This is a genomic window from Bradyrhizobium sp. (assembly GCF_022844465.1).
Taxonomy (GTDB): Bacteria; Pseudomonadota; Alphaproteobacteria; order Rhizobiales; family Xanthobacteraceae; genus Bradyrhizobium.
Genome location: NZ_JALHLP010000012.1, coordinates 38,199 through 54,823, shown reverse-complemented (window position 1 = coordinate 54,823; position 16,625 = coordinate 38,199). Strand labels below are relative to the sequence as shown.

Sequence of the window (16,625 nt, the reverse complement as noted above, 5' to 3'; positions counted from 1 at the left end):
GCCAAGCATCTCCGGCAAGGGCAAGCCCCGCACTACTGGAGAAAGCCGGCGCCGCTGGCCGACGTCGACGAATTGGCAATTGTCCGCAAGCCAATCTGGAACATGAAGCCGTGGCTCAGCACCGGGGGCGTCGTCCCCGCAGAATAGGTGTAGGAGGTGACGTAGTTGGCGGCCAGCACGAAGCAGTCGTCCACATAGCCGGCGCCGATGATGTACTGGTTCAGCTTGTTGGCTTCGAGATCCCAGCGCGCGCCGCCCGAGACCACCCAGTTGGTCGCAACCTTGAGCGAAGCGCTGCCGAGCAGGCCTTCCCGTCGCGTCAGGTATCCGAGCTCCGGCTGGGCAGCGTAATTGCCGTACATCATGCTCACCGACCAGCGGTCGAAAGCGGCTTTTCCTTCGGCCTCGAACCGGTTGATGTTCATCGTCGCCTCGTCGGTGCGCGAGCGCACGCTGAACGTGTAGGTCCGGTTCGGCGAATAATTGACGCGGGCGACGTAGTCGGAGCGGGGATTCTGCAAGCCGGAAGCCAGCCCGGTATTGGTCGGGTCGGAAACCGCAAACGAATTCAGGCCGAACAATTGATAGGATTGGCCGAACAGCACGTTGATGCTGCCGCCGCGGTCGAACTGGGTGGTCGCCTGGACGCCGACATTGGCGCGTCCGCCGCCTTCGACGCGGTCATAGCCCGAGAACTTGTCGACGGCGAACAGGTTGCTGGCGTCGAACACCATGCTCTGCGCGTCTTCGTTAGGCAGCCTGCCGGCATGGCTTTCATTGGGGCGGAGGATGACCTGCGCGATCGGCTCGATCGTGGTGGTGCCCCAGGGCTGCACGTTGATGAAGGGGTAGCGGTATTCGAGGCCAACGGTCGGCATCACCCGCAGCGCCTGGGTGTCGCCGACCGGCAGGAAGTTCGAAACGCCTGGCTGGTTGGAAATCGAGGCGTCGATGGCGTCCGCGCGCAGGATCGCAAACGGCGTCCAGATCTGACCGGCCGTATCGGTGAACGACCGCCGCCATTGCGCCTCGGCCGTCAGCCGCGTGTAGGTGCCGGGTATGCCGCGCAGCAGGCATTGCGCCGGCAACCGCGCCAGCGGGTCGGCCGAGGCCGTCAGGCACAGTCCGTTGGTGTTGGCCAGCGTCGTGATCGGATCGAAGGCCGCCGTCGAGCGCGACAGGCTGGTGAAATTGGTCTTGTAGCTGACTTCGCCGCCGAAGATCGGACGGTTGATCACGTTCGAATAGTCGATGACGGGATGGATGACCGGAACCTTGTCCTGGCTGCCTGAGTAGCTGAGGTAATGGATCGTGCGCGCATCGAAGAAGCTGCGATTGCCGACGCCGGTGAGATAGAGCTGCGACAACGCCTCGGTCGGCAGGCTGAGGAACGAGCCGAGTGGATCCCGGTACTGCGCAAGCCGGTAGTCCGAGAAGAAGAAGTGATCGGTCAGCAGGACGCCATCCCAGCCCCAGACCCATTTGTCGGAAAGCGCGAACTGGCCCTTGGTATCGACGCCGCCGCGGAACTGGCGATCACCGGGTTGTCCGGCAAAGGCGCCCTGATCCATCTGGCTGATGCCATAACCCCTGATCTGGTACGATCCGTTGACCAAGCGCTGGCGAAATTCGCCCTGGAACAGCACGCCCTGGCGGCTGGTGAAGCGCGGCGTGAATGTGGCGTCATAGTCGGGCGCGATCGCCCAGTAGAACGGGGTCTCGAGCGCGGAGCCGAAGGTCGAGGACTGCATGAAGCCCGGCATCAAGAACCCGGTCTTGCGCTTCACGGTCGGGTCGGGGGTCGAGAAGTATGGCAGATACGCCATCGGCACGCCGAAGAACTCGAGTTGCGCGTTCTCGAAGTACAGCATCTTCTCGGTCTGGTCGTGGATGATGCGCGCGCCCTTGACCTGCCACAGCGGCGGCTTCTTCGGGTTGTCCTTGCAGGGCGCGCAGGCGGTATAGACGCCGTTTTCGAACACGGTGTAATTGCCGGCGGAACGGTCGGCCCGCGTCGCCGCCATGCGGGTGTCGTCCGCGGTGTCGACGCGCAGCGAATCGACGAAGCCATCGCGGTAGTCGTCGCTCAGATCCAGGAAGCTGGCATAGGTGACTTTGCCTTGCGCGTCGGTCAGGCGGATGTTGCCTTCGGCATGCAGTCGCTTGGTCTTCTGGTCATAGGTGACCTTGTCGGCCTCAATGCTGGTACCGTTGTGGTACATCTGCACATTGCCGACCGCCGACACGCGCTGATTGTTGTAGTCGTAATTCACCTCGACCGCCTGCACGAGCATCTTGCCGTCATTGTTGGCGGGACGCGGCGGGGGTCTTGGCGGTCGCGGATTGTAGGTGAAGCTTTGCGCCGAGGCGGATGCGATCGAGGCAAGCTCGAGGGTTCCGGCGAGCAAGAGGCCGACGAGCAGGGCGATCAAGGGGGCGCCGAAGGCAGCCAAGCGGGCCCGATAGCGGCGCACGGCGGTGCGCCGCCTGCGCGCAGGCGGCCTCAACTGGCGGGTGGCGACAACGGCCACTACCCGTCCTCCTGGTACAGCAAAGCTAGAAAGCCGGTGAGGCCGCCCACACAGACGGGCAGCCACGCCGCAGCGATGGGATGCATCAACTCAGCCTTGCTCAAATCCTCAGTAACTTTCGATAGAACGTAGAGCAGAAAGCCTGCTCCCACGCCACTCAAAACCATCTTTTGGACGCCTCCCATCCGGAAGAAGCGGAGGCTGACGGAAGCCGCCAACATGACCATCGCAGCCAGCAAAAACGGCTGTGCGATGAGCTTATGGTACTGCAGGCGGTAACCGGCGGTGGCGAAGCCGGAGCTCTCGGAAGACCTAATATAGCCAGGCAGTTGCCAAAAAGACACGGTTTCCGGGGTGGAGAAACTATTGCGGACCTGGGCAGGGGTGAGGGTGGTGGTGAGGTAATAGTCATCCTGGTCCACCGGCGGCTTGTCCAGGGAGTATCTGCGTACCGATTTGAAGACCCAGCGCCCGTCCTCAAGGGTTGCTTCCCGCGCCTCGATTCGCTCCTTGAACTGGAGATCGGTGTCGAACCGGAACACGGTGAGCCCGGTCAGCCGCGCCCCCTGCTGCTCGCTGCGCGCGGCATTGATGATCGACTGTCCGTCGCTGTTGATCTGGTTAAGCCAGAAACCGGCGGCGTCCTGGATGCCGCCTCCGGGCGCCGAGCCGAACAGTTCGGCCTCCATCCGCTTGGAGAGCTCGCGTAAGTGCGCCGACACCGGATTGTAGGCGGTCGTCGCCAGGATGCCGAGGATGATCGAGCTTGCCAGGGCGGGGGCGATGAACTGCCACGCGGACACGCCGGCGGCGCGCGCGACCACCAGTTCGAGCCGCCGCGACAGCGCCAGATAGCAGGTCATCGCGCCGATCAGCACGCAGAACGGCATCAGCTTTTCGAGCAGTTGCGGCACGCGGAACAGCGAGGTCTGCGCCACCGTGATCGCGGAGGCCGATGCCAGGCCCGAGGTCTTGCGGACCATTTCGATATAGTCGACCAGCACCAGCAGCACGAAGATGCTGGCGAACACGCCCACTGCCGCGACCAGGAAGCGGCCGGCGAAATATCGCCCAAGGGTGTTCGTCATCATGTTCATGCCGTGGCCGGTCGTCCAAACAGCCGTGCCAACCGCGCGTTCGACCTGTTGATCGCCTCCATCAGCGCGGCCGGGGGTTCAACCACGACGCCGCCGACGATCATCCACAACCCGACACCCATCGAACCGAACAGCATCGCATACTGGACCAAGGCCATTGCCGGGGTCTTCACCGTCATCACCGAACAGGCGAATCCCGCCATGCGCAGGCCGAACACCGCCAGGATCGATCCGCCGATCGAGAAATTGCGGCTCTGCCGCGTGGTGCGCGGGGTGCCGAGAAAAGCAAAGGTGAGGACCGCAAACGCAAAGGGGTAAAGCGGCGACATCAAGCGATCGTGCAGTTCGGCGTAGAATTGACCTGACAACTGCTTGAACACCGGATCGTCCTCGGCGGGCGAGACCAGTTCCCAGAGATAGCGTTCGCGAATCCCCAAGGTGACGTCACGGCCGCGATTGGAGAATTTCGACATGTCGAAGGCGTACCGGCCGAACGCCACCAGCGCCGGATCCCGCTTTCCGGTCTCGAAGCGTTCGAGATTGCCGTCCTCCAGAACCAGATAGGAGCCGCTCTCGTTGCGAAGGACCGTGCCGCGGTCGGCAATGATGGTGACGCGCTCTTTCGGGTCGCGGCGATCGTCGACGAAGATGCCGGCCAGTACGCCGCCGGGCAGGCGCTCGCGGATGCGAATCGTCAGGTTCTGGTCGAGCTGGGCGAAGCGTCCCGGTTGCAGAATGTTGGTGAGCACGTCCGCGGTGATCTCGGCGTCCCATTGCTTGATGCGGCGCATGCCGTCGGGGGCGAGATGGGCGGCGATGAACGCAACCACGATCGCCACGACGCAGCTGGCGTAGAAAAACGGGCGGAACAGCCGGAAGGGAGAGAAGCCGGCGGCGTTCATCACGATGATTTCGGAATCGGTGGCGAGCTTGTTCAGCGTGTGCGAGATCGCAATCATCAGCGCAATCGGCGCGATGATCAGCACCAGCGCCGGAATCACCAGGCTGGTGATGCCGAGGAAGGTGATGATGGTCTGGCCTTGGCTGGTCATCAAGTCGATGCCGCGCAACGCCTGGGTAATCCAGATCACGCCCGTCAGGCTGACCAGCACCAGCGCAAACGACGCGAGCGTCGTGCGGAAAATGTACCTGTCGATCGACCCCATCGGTTACCGCACGATCCCACCTTGCGCACTTGCCGAGCCGCTGTCAGACCAATCCCGTTACCGGTTGTCCCTTGGTCGGACCGCAAGCGGCGCGCCGCCTCATCTTCTCTATCATCCCTTTGATCCATCAACAAAATGGCCGGGGCGTGGCACCTTGGCTGGATGGTTAATATTCACCCGATGTGGCGAACGCGCCACGGCGACGCTTGGCAGCGGCGCGGCGGGCAGGCCATAGTGCAGGAACGTCGCGTCCCGCGCGATCTGGCCGGTCAATCATAACTCGTCGACGACCGCGGGGCCGATTCCGGACCCGCAGGACAGCCTGAATACTGGAGGATCTACCCATGCCCGACGCCGTCAAGGTCGGTTTTGTCGCTTTTCCCGCAGCGACTCGCGGCGTTCTCGTGGTGTTTTGCGACGATGCCCTGAAGTACGGCGCGGAAACGCGGAAGGCGCTCGGGACGGCCGCCGACACGCTCAAGCGTGCGGCCGCCGCCAACCAGTTCAAGGGCAAGAGCGCTTCAACGCTCGATATGCCCGCGCCGGAGGGAATCAAGGCGGAGCGGCTGATCGTCGTCGGCCTCGGCAAGGTGGCTGACATCGAGGAGAAGGACTTTCTTAGGTTTGGCGGCGTGACCGCAGGCAAGCTCAACGCCGCCAGCACGGTGGTCACCATCATCGCCGAACTGCCGGACGGGGCCATGCCGGCCGACGCCGCCGCCGCGATTGCGTCGGGTATCCGGCTGCGCGCCTACCGCTTCGACCGCTACAAAACCAAGAAGAAGGAGGGCGAGAGCGAGACCCTGCGCGCCGACGTTTCGCTTGCCGTCGGCGATGTCGCCGCGGCGCGCAAGGCGTTTGCGCCGGCGTCCCATGTCGTGGACGGCGTCATCATGGCGCGCGAACTGGTCAATGAGCCGCCGAATATCCTTTACCCCGTGGAATTCGCGCGGCGCGCGAGCCAGCTCAGGAAGCTCGGCGTCGATGTCGAGGTACTTGACGTCCCGGCGATGAAGAAACTCGGGATGGGCGCGCTGCTCGGCGTCGCGCAGGGCTCCACGCAGCCCGGTCGAACCGTGATCATGCGCTGGCACGGCGGCAAGAAGGGCGATCAACCCGTGGCGTTCGTCGGCAAGGGCGTTTGTTTCGACACCGGCGGAATTTCCATCAAGGGCGCCGCCAGCATGGAAGACATGAAGGGCGACATGGGCGGGGCGGCCTGCGTGGTCGGGCTGATGCACGCGCTGGCCGCGCGCAAGGCCAAAGTCAACGTCGTCGGCGCGATCGGCCTGGTGGAGAACATGCCCGACGGCAATGCCCAGCGCCCGGGCGACATCGTCACCTCAATGTCAGGCCAGACCATCGAGATCATCAACACCGACGCCGAAGGCCGGCTCGTGCTCGCCGACGTCCTCTGGTACGTCGCCAAGAAGTTCAAGCCCAAGTTCATGGTCGATCTCGCGACGCTGACCGGCGCGATCATGGTTGCGCTCGGAACCGAATACGCCGGCATGTTCTCCAACAACGATGAATTGTCAGAGCGGCTGAGCAGGGCCGGGAACGAAACCGGGGAGCGCGTCTGGCGGATGCCGCTCGGTCCGGAATACGACAAGCTGATCGATTCGAAGTTCGCCGACGTCAAGAACGCCGGCGTGCGCAACGGCGGCTCGATCACGGCCGCGCAGTTCCTGCAGCGATTCGTAGACAATACACCGTGGGCCCATCTCGACATCGCAGGAACCGCCATGGGCGCGCCCAACACCGATATCAACCACAGCTGGGGCTCGGGCTACGGCGTTCGGCTGCTGGAACGGCTGGTCGCGGAACATTACGAAGCCAAGAAGTAGCTCGATGGATGGAAAATCCGGATGACGGAAATCCTATTCTACCACCTGCAGAACATGTCGATCGAGAGCGTGTTGCCGCCGTTGCTGGAAAAGTCGCTGGAGCGCGGCTGGCGCGTGGTGGTGCAATCCACCTCGCAGGAGCGAACCGACGCGCTCGACGCCCACCTATGGAGCTACAGCGAGGATTCCTTCCTGCCGCACGGCACCTCGCATGACGGCGACGCACAGGACCAGCCCATCATCCTCTCGATCGATGAACGCAACCCGAACCGCGCCCAGGTCAGGTTCCTGATCGACAACGCCGCGCTGCCGGCCGATTCGGAAAATTACGAACGGCTCGTGCTGGTCTTCAATGGCGACGACGCCGACGCACTGACCACGGCGCGCGAAGTCTGGACCGATTGCAAGGCGCGTGGCTTCGAGGTGACGTATTGGCAGACCGACGAGCGGGGACGGTGGCAACGTCGGCAATAGCGATCCACGGGAATCGATGATACTCTGCCGTTGCTGCGCCTGATCTTTCGTGCAGCCATGGTCATGCCGCAAAGTGATGTTCGGACAAATGGTTACAGTCTAGGGCAGGAGCATAGTGTAGCGTGCGACTCGGAACGATCGATCGGAAACCTCTGCTGATCTGGTTGCTGCTCGCTCCCGCGCTGGCGGGCTGCTCGGGCGCTTCCGACCTGCTGTCAAAGGACGCGGACTGGTTTTCACGCTCCGGCCGCGTGTTCATCCGCAACGTGTCGATCGACACGCCGCCGCTCACGCCGACCAAGGCGGTCGCGCCCGACGAACTGGTCAGCGCCGACGGCGGCTGCCCGGGAATGGCGCCGCCGGGCGCGGACGCCAACGCCCTGGCCGATGGCGCGGCGGCCAGCCCGCCGCCGTCGACCACGGGCACTGTGGCGCTCGGTCATACCGAATGCGACGTGGTGCGTGGCATCGGCGCGCCCGACAATGTGAATTTGTCCAACAATCCGCGCGGCGACCGGGTCGCTGTCATCAACTATTCGCGGGGGCAGCGGGCTGGCATCTACACCTTCACCGCGGGACGGCTGACCTCGATCGAGCGTGCGCCCGAGCCGGCTGCGCCGGCAAAAGCCGCCAAGCCGAAGAAGAAACCGGCCGCATAGGCTCAACCCGTCGCTTGATCATGCTGCGAACTGGCCTGCAGCCAGTCTTCCTCCGCCCGCCGCAGCGCGTCTTCAGCGCCGGCGCGAGCCTTGCTCAGCTGGGCGGCTTGCCGGGGATCGCGGGTAAACAGATCAGGCAGGGCGAGGGCGGCGTCAATCTTGGCGATGATGGCATTAATGCGCTCGACTTCCGCCTCGGCTTCAGCGATCCGTTGCTTCAGCGGCTTCCGCTTTTCGTTCCTGCCGCGGCCGGGCGAAACGCTGTTCCCGGCGCTTTCCTTGACGCCCTGTTTTCCGCGTTCGCCGGCGCGCTCGCGCGATCCGCCACGCGCGCCACGGACCGACAGCACCATCCGCCGGTAGTCTTCGAGATCGCCGTCATAGACGGTCACGGTCTGGTTGGCGACGACCCACAATTGATCCGCGCAGGCCTCGATCAGATAGCGGTCGTGCGAGACCATGATCACGGCGCCGGGGAAATCGTTGATGGCCTCGGCCAGCGCGGCGCGACTGTCGATATCAAGATGGTTGGTCGGCTCGTCAAGGATGATCATATTGGGGCCGAAGAAGGTGGCCAGCCCCAGCAGCAGCCGGGCTTTCTCGCCGCCCGACAGGCTCTTGACCAGGGTATCGCCGGCCTTGCCGGAAAAGCCGATCGCGCCGGTGCGTGCGCGCACCTTTGTTTCGGGAGCGTCGGGCATCAGCCTGCGGACGTGATCGTAGGGGGAAGCGTCGAGGCTGAGTTCGTCGACCTGATGCTGCGCGAAATAACCCACCGACAGCTTTTCGGCGCGGGTGGTCCGCCCCGAAAAGGGTTGCAGCTTGTTGGCCAGAAGCTTGACCAGCGTCGATTTACCGTTGCCGTTGGAACCGAGCAGGGCAATGCGGTCGTCGGTGTCGATCCGCAGTGTCACGCGGTTGAGCACCGGCTTCTTCGGATCATAGCCGACCGAGACGTCATCCACCGCGATAATCGGTGGCGACAGCATCCGCTCCGGTGTCGGGAACGAAATCTCGCGCACGTCCTGCGTCACCAGCGCGGTGACCGGCTTCATCCGCTCCAGCATCTTGACCCGGGACTGTGCCTGGCGGGCCTTCGAGGCTTTCGCCTTGAAGCGATCGACAAAGGCCTGCAGCCGCTTTCGCTCGTCGGCCTGGCGCCTGGCATGCTTGGCGTCGAGCAGCTCGCGGCTGGCGCGCTGTTCCTCGAAGGAGGAATAGGTGCCTTTGTAGAGTGTCAGCTTGCAGCGGTCGAGGTGCAGGATCTGATCGACCGAGGTATCGAGCAGATCGCGATCATGGCTGATCACGATCACGGTGCGCGGATAATTCGCCAGATGGTCTTCCAGCCACAGCGTGCCTTCCAGATCGAGGTAGTTGGTGGGCTCGTCCAGCAACAGCAGATCGGGCGCCGAAAACAGCGTCGCCGCCAACGCCACCCGCATGCGCCAGCCGCCCGAGAATTCGGCGCATGGCCGCGCCTGTTCCGCGGTGGAAAATCCGAGGCCGCTCAGGATCGCCGCCGCGCGCGCCGGCGCGGAGTGTGCGTCGATGTCAACCAGCCGGGTCTGGATTTCTGCGATCCGGTGCGGGTCATCGGCGGACTCCGCTTCGCGCAGCAGCGCATCGCGCTCCTGATCGGCCTTGAGCACGACTTCAATCAGGCTTTCCGGCCCATCGGGCGCCTCCTGCGCCAGACTGCCGATGCGCCAGCGCGGTGGGATCGAGATACTGCCCGACTCGGTCGGCAGCTCGCCTCGGATCGCACTAAACAGCGTCGACTTGCCGACGCCGTTGCGGCCGACGAAGCCGACGCGCGCGCCGGGCACGATTTGCACCGTGCTGTTATCGATCAAGAGTCGCCCGGCGATGCGGACGGAAATATCCGATATTGAAAGCATGCGGGGTTGTCACCGGAGCCAGCGGCAAACGCAACCCATTATTGGCGAAATCGATCGCCCAAGCGATCGATCAGGACGCATATGTAGCGCCCCGAGGCGTTCAACGCAGATGCCCTGGATACCGAGTGCGGTCGCGCCGGACAAGCTCGTCCACCAATTCGCGCAAGCGGGAGGGCAAATCGGTCTCGGGGCGGATACTTCGCTGCAGCCGTTCACCCACGGCATCGCAGATGGAACGGCACGTCCTGTGATCAAGCTGTTCTGGATCGCGGTTGATTTGGGTTTGCATGGCTATTCTCTCGGCGGTTCCACCTCACAGCAGCGGTCGCAAGGTTTGAGTGGTATTTGCAGGGACAAGTCACGGCGGGAGATTTGGTTTCGCTTGCGTTTTGTCGCACGCCGCCACCCCGAAACGGCCGAAGCATGTTAGCTCTGCCGGCTCGGCCAGCTCGGCAAAATGCCCGGCTGACCCATCCACCGGGGCGCGCGCCGGCGTCAACCACTGCTAGCCATTCGTCTAAGCGCTCCTGTCCGAAGCGCTCCCCAGCGCCCTTGAACCAGGAATGAGCCGGGGAAGGCAGGTCACCGAGCCGCTTGCCGTCGACGGGGCGCGCCGATATAAGCGCCGCAACTCTCCAATCCGCGTTTTTTGTAAGGACTTCGACATGGCGGTTGAACGCACGTTCTCGATCATCAAGCCGGACGCGACCGCGCGCAATCTGACCGGCGCCGTCAACGCGCTCATCGAAAAGGCCGGGCTGCGGATCGTGGCCCAGAAGCGCATCCGCATGACCCGGGAACACGCTGAGACCTTCTATGCGGTTCACAAGGCGCGACCGTTCTTCGGCGAACTGGTCGACTTCATGATTTCGGGCCCGGTGGTGGTGCAGGTGCTTGAAGGCGAGGGCGCCGTCCTCAGATATCGCGACGTGATGGGCGCCACCGACCCCTCGAAGGCGGCGGAGGGCACCATCCGCAAGGTTCACGCGCGCTCGATCGGCGAGAACTCGGTTCATGGGTCGGACGCGCCGGAGACTGCGGCGATCGAAATCGCGCAATTCTTTTCGGGCAACGAAATCGTCGGCTGATCGACGCAGACGGCTGAGAATGCCGGAGGAGAACCGCTTTGAACTGGCTGTGGCACGTTTTCGATCCGGCGACGATCGCCGCATTCTTTACCCAGTTCCAGGCCGAGATGCAGCATCCAGCCTTTTGGGTCGCACTCGGCAAGATCATGTGGATCAACATCCTGCTGTCGGGTGACAACGCGCTTGTGATCGCGATGGCCTGCCGCGGGTTGCCGCCGCGCCAGCGGTTCTGGGGCATGGTGCTGGGCGCCGGTGTCGCCGTGCTGCTGCGGATCATCTTCACGGGGATCGTCGTGACGCTGATGGGGCTTCCTTTCCTCAAGCTGGTCGGCGGGCTGGCGCTGCTTGTGATCGCCGCGAAGCTGCTGGTTCCGGAACCCGAGGGCGAGGGCGGCGTGGATGCGGCCTCGCACCTGTGGGCGGCCGTGCAGATCGTGGCGATCGCCGACATCGTGATGAGCCTCGACAACGTCATCGCCGTCGCTGCGGCTGCCAATGGCAGCATTCCGCTGCTTGTCATCGGGCTGGCCGTCAGTGTTCCCCTGATCGTCGCGGGAGCCGCGCTGATCATGGCGCTGTTGACGCGGCTGCCTGCCCTGGTTTGGGCCGGCGCCGCCTTGCTGGGCTGGATCGCCGGCGAGGTAATGGCGACCGACCCTGTGGTTCAGCCGCCGCTGAACGCCTTCTTCAACGGCCCGGTCGGCATCGGCCTCGACGGTGTGCTGAAATCGATCGGCATGGGATCGCACTTCACCAATGGCGGCCATGGCGGCGAGGTCGTGCTGGGAATACTCGGCATCGTGGTGGTGCTTGTCGCGGGATCGCTCTGGCGCAAGCGCAGGCTGGGAAGCGCCGCAGAGTCCGCGCACGCGGCGTAACCTGCCCTGTTCGGGCTCGGCGCCGCCGGCGCGCGAGCGCCGATCAAACAGGATTCAGTCGGAGACACCGCGAGCGCAGGGGGCGCGCGATTTTTCGCGGTCTTCCGGAACGAATGCGATCCTAGAAAATTAGACACTCTGTACGCGGGGATCAAACAACAATTCCAGGCGGTTGACATCGCATTCCCGCGGAAGGACGCCAGCCGCGTCGTCGATGGCCAGTTCCATGAAAAACTTTGCCAACGCGTCGTTTCCCCCCGAGGTCGTTTCGGTGATGGAGGTGGCGCTTGACTCCGCCGTGGCTTCGCTTCCCGAGCCTGTGATTTCTTCACATGTACGGCTGATCGCCGAGGCGATCCTGCGCGCGGCTCACAGCGGCGAGCGAGATCCGGTCGTGCTGCAGAGGCTCGCCTTGCTGGAATTGCAACTCACGCCGCGCTGATTGCTCTACTTGCGCACGATCGAGCCGGTGCGTCCGATCAGCCGCGCCAGTTGCCTGAACCGGCTGCCGACGCGGTCGGCCACGAGATCGACCATGCGGTGTTCGAACACCAGCATCAGCTTGCGGCCGCTGCTGCGGAAATGCGTCGCGGGCAATACGCCGGTGCGCGCGGCCGAAATCAGATGCGCGACGCGGAACGCTGCGCCGAGAATGCGGGCACGGTCGTCCATCGCCGGCGGAACCAGCGCCCGGATGCGCGCCGGCGGCTGGTTCTCCTCGCTCAGGCCGGCGTATCGATAGAATACCGACAGCGCGACGAAAGCGCGGCCCTGGTGGCTGATCGAGCCGAAATTGCCGTTGGTGATCAGGCTCAGCGTCTCCTCGCCGCGATGGTCGGGATGCACCCGCCATCCGATATCGGAAAGCAGGCAGGCGGCATGGCGCAGGCGGCGGTCCTCGGCGGTTTCGGTCAGTTTCACGACCCTGACCAGGCGGTCGGTCCAGGCCACCAGCTCCTCGGCATGGCGGGCTGACCGCGACAATAGTTCGTTCAGGGTCTGGGCGGCGCAGATAAACCCGTCCTTGGCGCGCTCCGGGGGCGGCAGCATCTCGTAGAGCAAGCCTTCGCGTACGCCGAAGGTTGAAAACACGATCGTCTTCGGCTTGCCCACGCGGATAATGTATTCGAGCACGAGCGCGGCGTAGGCCAGGAGCGGACGTCGGGCGTCGGCGACCAGTTCGATATTGGCGAGCATGTTGGCGGCCGCGAGCCGGCGCAGGCGCCGGGCGAAATCCAGCGCGTCGGCGGCCGGCAGCGAATAGCCATGCATGACGCGCAGCGGATAGCCGCTCTGAACGATGTGGATGCGCGCCAGCGCGCGCCAGGTGCCGCCGACCGCGTAGAAGGTGCGGCCCTGGCCGGCCTTGAGCTGGGCCACGTTGGACAGTTCGGCGCTGACGATCGGTTCAGCGCGCTTTAACGACTTTTCCGACAGGTCCTGCAGCGCCAGGCTGCCAAGCGGCAATGTGACGCCGCTGTGGACGCGATTGCGCCGCACGTCGATCAATTCAAGCGATCCGCCGCCGAGATCGCCGACAATGCCATCGGGATTGTGGATGCCGGAGACGACGCCGAGCGCGGACAGCTTGGCCTCGCGCGGTCCCGAAAGCACTTCGATCGGAACGCCGCAGATGCGTTCGGCCTTGGCGATGAAATCGGGGCCGTTGGAGGCGTCGCGGCACGCGGCGGTCGCGATTGCATGGACGCGGCCGACCCGCTGGATCCGGCAAAGCGCGCGAAAGCGCCGAAGCGAGGTCAGGGCCTTGGTGACGGCGTCGGCCGCCAGCAGGCCGGTGCTCTGCACCTCGCGACCGAGCCCGCACAGCGCCTTTTCGTTGAAGATGGTGACGAGGCTGCGGGCCATCGTCTCATAGACGACGAGGCGAACCGAATTCGAACCGATGTCAATGACGGCGACGCTGCGGGCGCGCTTTCGCGGCCGCCTCACCACCACAACCCCTTGCGATTACGATTGCTGACGTTCGTTACGGCGCGTAAGGCGGCGCGGCGAAGATTCCTTGAGCGACTTTCCACGGCCAGACAGACTCGGATTCGTCATGAAGTAATTGTGCAAATTGAAGGGCTCTTCGCCTTTCGCGGCCTTCATACGCGTTGACGACCCGTCCGGCAACAACTGCCAGCTCTGCTCGGTATCCTTCAGGTTGGCAACCATGATCTGTTCGAGAACCTGCTGATGTACCGTAGGATTTTGCAGCGGACAGAGGATCTCGACGCGGCGGTCGAGGTTCCGCGGCATCATGTCGGCGGACGAGATATACACAGCCGCCTTTGGTCCGGGCAGGCCGTGTCCCATGCCAAAGCAGTAGATTCGGCCGTGTTCCAGGAACCGGCCGATGATCGACTTGACCCGAATATTCTCCGAAAGTCCTGTCACGCCCGGCCGCAGGCAGCAGATGCCGCGCACCACCAGTTCGACCGACACGCCGGCCTGCGAGGCTTCGTACAGCGCGTCGATGACGTCGGGATCGACCAGCGAGTTCATCTTCATCCAGATGACACCCGGCTTGCCGTGCCGGGCGAAATTGGCCTCGCCCCTGATATGTTCGACGATGCGCTTGCGCAGCGTCAGCGGCGACACCGCCATCCGCTCAATGTCGCTCGGCTCGGCATAGCCGGTGATGTAGTTGAAAACGCGCGCGGCATCGCGGCCGATGATCGGGTCCGAGGTGAAGTAGGAAAGATCGGTATAGATGCGCGCCGTGACCGGGTGGTAGTTGCCGGTGCCGGTGTGGACGTAGGTGGCAAGACCGCCACCTTCGCGGCGCACCACCATCGACAGCTTGGCGTGGGTCTTGAGTTCGAGGAAGCCATATACGACCTGCACGCCGGCGCGTTCGAGGTCGCGCGCCCAGCGGATGTTGGCCTCCTCGTCGAACCGCGCCTTCAGCTCGATCAGGGCGGTGACTGATTTGCCGGCCTCGGCGGCCTCGGCCAGCGCGCGCACGATCGGCGAGTTATTCGAGGTGCGGTAGAGCGTCTGCTTGATGGCGACGACGTCGGGATCGCGCGCCGCCTGTTGCAGGAACTGCACGACGACGTCGAAGGATTCATAGGGGTGGTGAACGATCAGGTCCTTCTGACGGATCGCGGCGAAGATGTCACCGCCATGGTCGCGCACCCGCTCGGGATGGCGCGGCACGTAGGGCACGAATTCCAGGTCGGGACGGTCGAGCCGGGTGAGCTGCGAGAGTTCGTTCATCGCCAGCACGCCATCGACCAGAAACACCTCGTCATCGGCCGCGGACAGCGCCCGCTGCACGAACGCGCGAAGTTCTTCCGGCATCTTGGCTTCCATCTCAAGGCGGATCACCGAACCCCGCCGGCGCCGCTTCAGCGCGCTCTCGAACAGGCGAACCAGATCCTCCGCCTCCTCCTCGATTTCGAGCTCGGAGTCCCTGATGATGCGGAATGCGCCCTGGCCCTTGACGGTGTAGCCGGGGAAAAGCCGGCCGATGAACAGGCCCGTGGCCTGCTCCAGCGTGATCAGGTGAACCTGACCGTCCTTGCCCTGGGGCATCCGGATGAAACGGTCGATCTTGCCGGGCATGCGGATCAGCGCGTTCATCGGCTTGCCGTCGGATACCCGCGACAATTGCAGCGCGATGGTGAAGCCGAGGCTGGGGATGAACGGGAAGGGGTGCGCCGGATCGACCGCAAGCGGCGTCAGCAGCGGGAAGATGTTGAGGAGGAAGTGATCCTCGATCCAGCTTCGCTCCGCCTTGGTGAAGTCGTGACCGTCCACAAGCGTGATGCCGGCGTCCGACAGGACGCCGCGCAGATCACGCCAGATCCGCTGCTGGTCTGAGGCGAGTTCGGAAACGGTTTCGTTGATGCGCACAAGCTGCTCGGACGGCGTCAGGCCATCGGGGCTGCGTTCGGCGATTCCTTCACGGACCTGGGCCTTGATGCCGGCGACGCGGACCATGAAGAATTCATCAAGGTTATTGGCGGAAATCGACAGGAACCGCACTCGCTCCAGCGCGGGATGGTGCGGATTGACCGATTCTTCCAGTACCCGGCGGTTAAAATGCAGCCAGGACAGCTCGCGGTTAATGAACCTTTCGGGGCCCGCGGCAATAGAAGGGAGGGCCTCGTCAGCTACATTTTTTTCTTTTTTTTCAACGACTTGGGCCGATTCCATAAGGCTTTGATCCATCTCGGGTCAGGGTGCGGTACGCCAGCGCGCCAAGTGCTGAGTTTGTGATACGCCAATGTCGTTTCAATGACATTGACGGTCCGGCCGCGCTTGCCGGGAGGAGGGCGTTTCAGACGTTGCGCAGCAGCTCGGCGGCCAGCGCCCGGGTCACCGGCCTGCCCAGCCGCAGCGCCTCGTTATCCAGCAGGGCGACCGCCCGGCGGGCGGCCGCATAGGAACGCTCGATCCGGCTGGCCAGATAGCTGACGACGGCCTCGTCGATGCCTAACTGGCGGTCCGCGCAATATTTGACGATCAGGCTGCGAAACAGCAGGTCGTCGGGTGGCAGCAGCGATACGACCGGCACCGCGCGCAGCCTTGACCGGAGGTCGCGCAGTTCGACCTCGAACGAAGCCGGCGGGGTCCGCGCCGTAATGAGAACGCAGGCCTCGTCCTCGCGCGCCAGATTCAGCAGGTGAAACATCGCGCGTTCGTCGAACCCGGCGGACTTGAGGTCTTCCACCACCAGTGTCCCGGTGGCGAGCGCACCGGGGACGTCAGGGGCGGTGAGCGCGTGGGCCGAGGTCGCGCGCGCGCCGGCCTGCTCCGCCCAGATCGCGGCGAGGTGGCTCTTGCCGGAACCCTCCGGCCCCACCAGCAGCATGATGCGGTTCGGCCAGTCGGGCCAGCTTTCGATCAAGGCGAGGCCGGCCTCGTTGGCGGGCCCTTCCAGAAAATTGTCGCGGGTCAGGCTCTCCGCGTGCGGCAGCGCAAAGGCGAGCTGACGAGGTTGAACACGCACTGCCACGCAAGTCTCCAGGCCGGG

At 64.2% G+C, this 16,625-nt stretch carries 15 protein-coding genes; 6 read left to right on the top strand and 9 right to left on the bottom strand.

The features are described 5' to 3' along the window. Nucleotides 1-32: 32 nt before the first annotated feature. The 4 genes from Q0D31_RS17430 to Q0D31_RS17415 all read right to left on the bottom strand — a co-directional run bounded on the left by Q0D31_RS17430 (nt 33) and on the right by Q0D31_RS17415 (nt 5,067). A complete protein-coding gene (locus Q0D31_RS17430; RefSeq protein ID WP_291853857.1) occupies nt 33-2,453 on the bottom strand; it encodes an LPS-assembly protein LptD in 2,421 nt (806 codons plus the stop codon). A 77-nt stretch (nt 2,454-2,530) separates the two neighbouring features. Continuing rightward, nucleotides 2,531-3,628, bottom strand: coding sequence for an LPS export ABC transporter permease LptG (gene lptG / locus Q0D31_RS17425; protein WP_291853715.1), 1,098 nt, complete (start codon nt 3,626-3,628; stop codon nt 2,531-2,533). Next, entirely contained in the window at nt 3,625-4,794 is a 1,170-nt protein-coding gene (gene lptF / locus Q0D31_RS17420; protein ID WP_291853713.1) for an LPS export ABC transporter permease LptF, read from the bottom strand. The genes lptG and lptF overlap by 4 nt, the downstream gene beginning before the upstream one ends. A gap of 111 nt (nt 4,795-4,905) precedes the next feature. Beyond that, nucleotides 4,906-5,067, bottom strand: a complete 162-nt coding sequence (locus Q0D31_RS17415; RefSeq protein ID WP_291853711.1) for a hypothetical protein — start codon at nt 5,065-5,067, stop codon at nt 4,906-4,908. A gap of 71 nt (nt 5,068-5,138) precedes the next feature. Here Q0D31_RS17415 and Q0D31_RS17410 point away from each other — a divergent pair, with 71 nt between their 5' ends. The 3 genes from Q0D31_RS17410 to Q0D31_RS17400 all read left to right on the top strand — a co-directional run bounded on the left by Q0D31_RS17410 (nt 5,139) and on the right by Q0D31_RS17400 (nt 7,774). Beyond that, complete coding sequence (locus tag Q0D31_RS17410) at nt 5,139-6,641, top strand: leucyl aminopeptidase (protein WP_291853708.1); 1,503 nt, start codon at nt 5,139-5,141, stop codon at nt 6,639-6,641. Nucleotides 6,642-6,662: 21 nt separating this feature from the next. After that, nucleotides 6,663-7,115, top strand: a complete 453-nt coding sequence (locus Q0D31_RS17405; protein ID WP_291853706.1) for a DNA polymerase III subunit chi — start codon at nt 6,663-6,665, stop codon at nt 7,113-7,115. Between the two features lie 122 nt (nt 7,116-7,237). Next, on the top strand, nt 7,238-7,774 hold the full coding sequence (locus Q0D31_RS17400; RefSeq protein ID WP_291853703.1) for a hypothetical protein: 537 nt from the start codon (nt 7,238-7,240) through the stop codon (nt 7,772-7,774). Nucleotides 7,775-7,776: 2 nt separating this feature from the next. Here the strand turns inward: Q0D31_RS17400 and Q0D31_RS17395 are convergent, their stop codons facing one another. Together Q0D31_RS17395 and Q0D31_RS17390 are read right to left on the bottom strand one after the other, a co-directional pair. After that, nucleotides 7,777-9,675 carry an ABC-F family ATP-binding cassette domain-containing protein gene (locus Q0D31_RS17395; protein WP_291853700.1) on the bottom strand — a complete coding sequence of 633 codons (1,899 nt, stop codon included), beginning with the start codon at nt 9,673-9,675 and terminating at the stop codon, nt 7,777-7,779. Nucleotides 9,676-9,775: 100 nt separating this feature from the next. Continuing rightward, complete coding sequence (locus Q0D31_RS17390) at nt 9,776-9,964, bottom strand: hypothetical protein (RefSeq protein ID WP_291853696.1); 189 nt, start codon at nt 9,962-9,964, stop codon at nt 9,776-9,778. Between the two features lie 376 nt (nt 9,965-10,340). Between Q0D31_RS17390 and ndk the strand changes: the two genes are divergently transcribed. From ndk to Q0D31_RS17375, 3 genes are all read left to right on the top strand, one after another. Continuing rightward, nucleotides 10,341-10,763, top strand: a complete 423-nt coding sequence (gene ndk, locus Q0D31_RS17385) for a nucleoside-diphosphate kinase (RefSeq protein ID WP_291853693.1) — start codon at nt 10,341-10,343, stop codon at nt 10,761-10,763. 38 nt (nt 10,764-10,801) lie between these two features. Next, on the top strand, nt 10,802-11,641 hold the full coding sequence (locus tag Q0D31_RS17380; RefSeq protein ID WP_291853690.1) for a TerC family protein: 840 nt from the start codon (nt 10,802-10,804) through the stop codon (nt 11,639-11,641). A 226-nt stretch (nt 11,642-11,867) separates the two neighbouring features. Next, nucleotides 11,868-12,083, top strand: a complete 216-nt coding sequence (locus Q0D31_RS17375) for a hypothetical protein (protein WP_291853686.1) — start codon at nt 11,868-11,870, stop codon at nt 12,081-12,083. Nucleotides 12,084-12,088: 5 nt separating this feature from the next. Here the strand turns inward: Q0D31_RS17375 and ppx are convergent, their stop codons facing one another. The 3 genes from ppx to Q0D31_RS17360 form a co-directional block, all read right to left on the bottom strand. Continuing rightward, nucleotides 12,089-13,591: an exopolyphosphatase gene (gene ppx, locus Q0D31_RS17370; RefSeq protein ID WP_291853683.1), complete on the bottom strand. Its 1,503-nt coding sequence runs from the start codon at nt 13,589-13,591 to the stop codon at nt 12,089-12,091. Between the two features lie 18 nt (nt 13,592-13,609). Further along, the gene (locus Q0D31_RS17365; RefSeq protein ID WP_291853679.1) at nt 13,610-15,805 is read right to left on the bottom strand and encodes an RNA degradosome polyphosphate kinase; all 2,196 of its coding nucleotides are present in this window, start codon (nt 15,803-15,805) and stop codon (nt 13,610-13,612) included. Nucleotides 15,806-15,929: 124 nt separating this feature from the next. Continuing rightward, nucleotides 15,930-16,607, bottom strand: coding sequence for a DnaA/Hda family protein (locus Q0D31_RS17360; RefSeq protein WP_291853676.1), 678 nt, complete (start codon nt 16,605-16,607; stop codon nt 15,930-15,932). Nucleotides 16,608-16,625 lie beyond the last annotated feature (18 nt).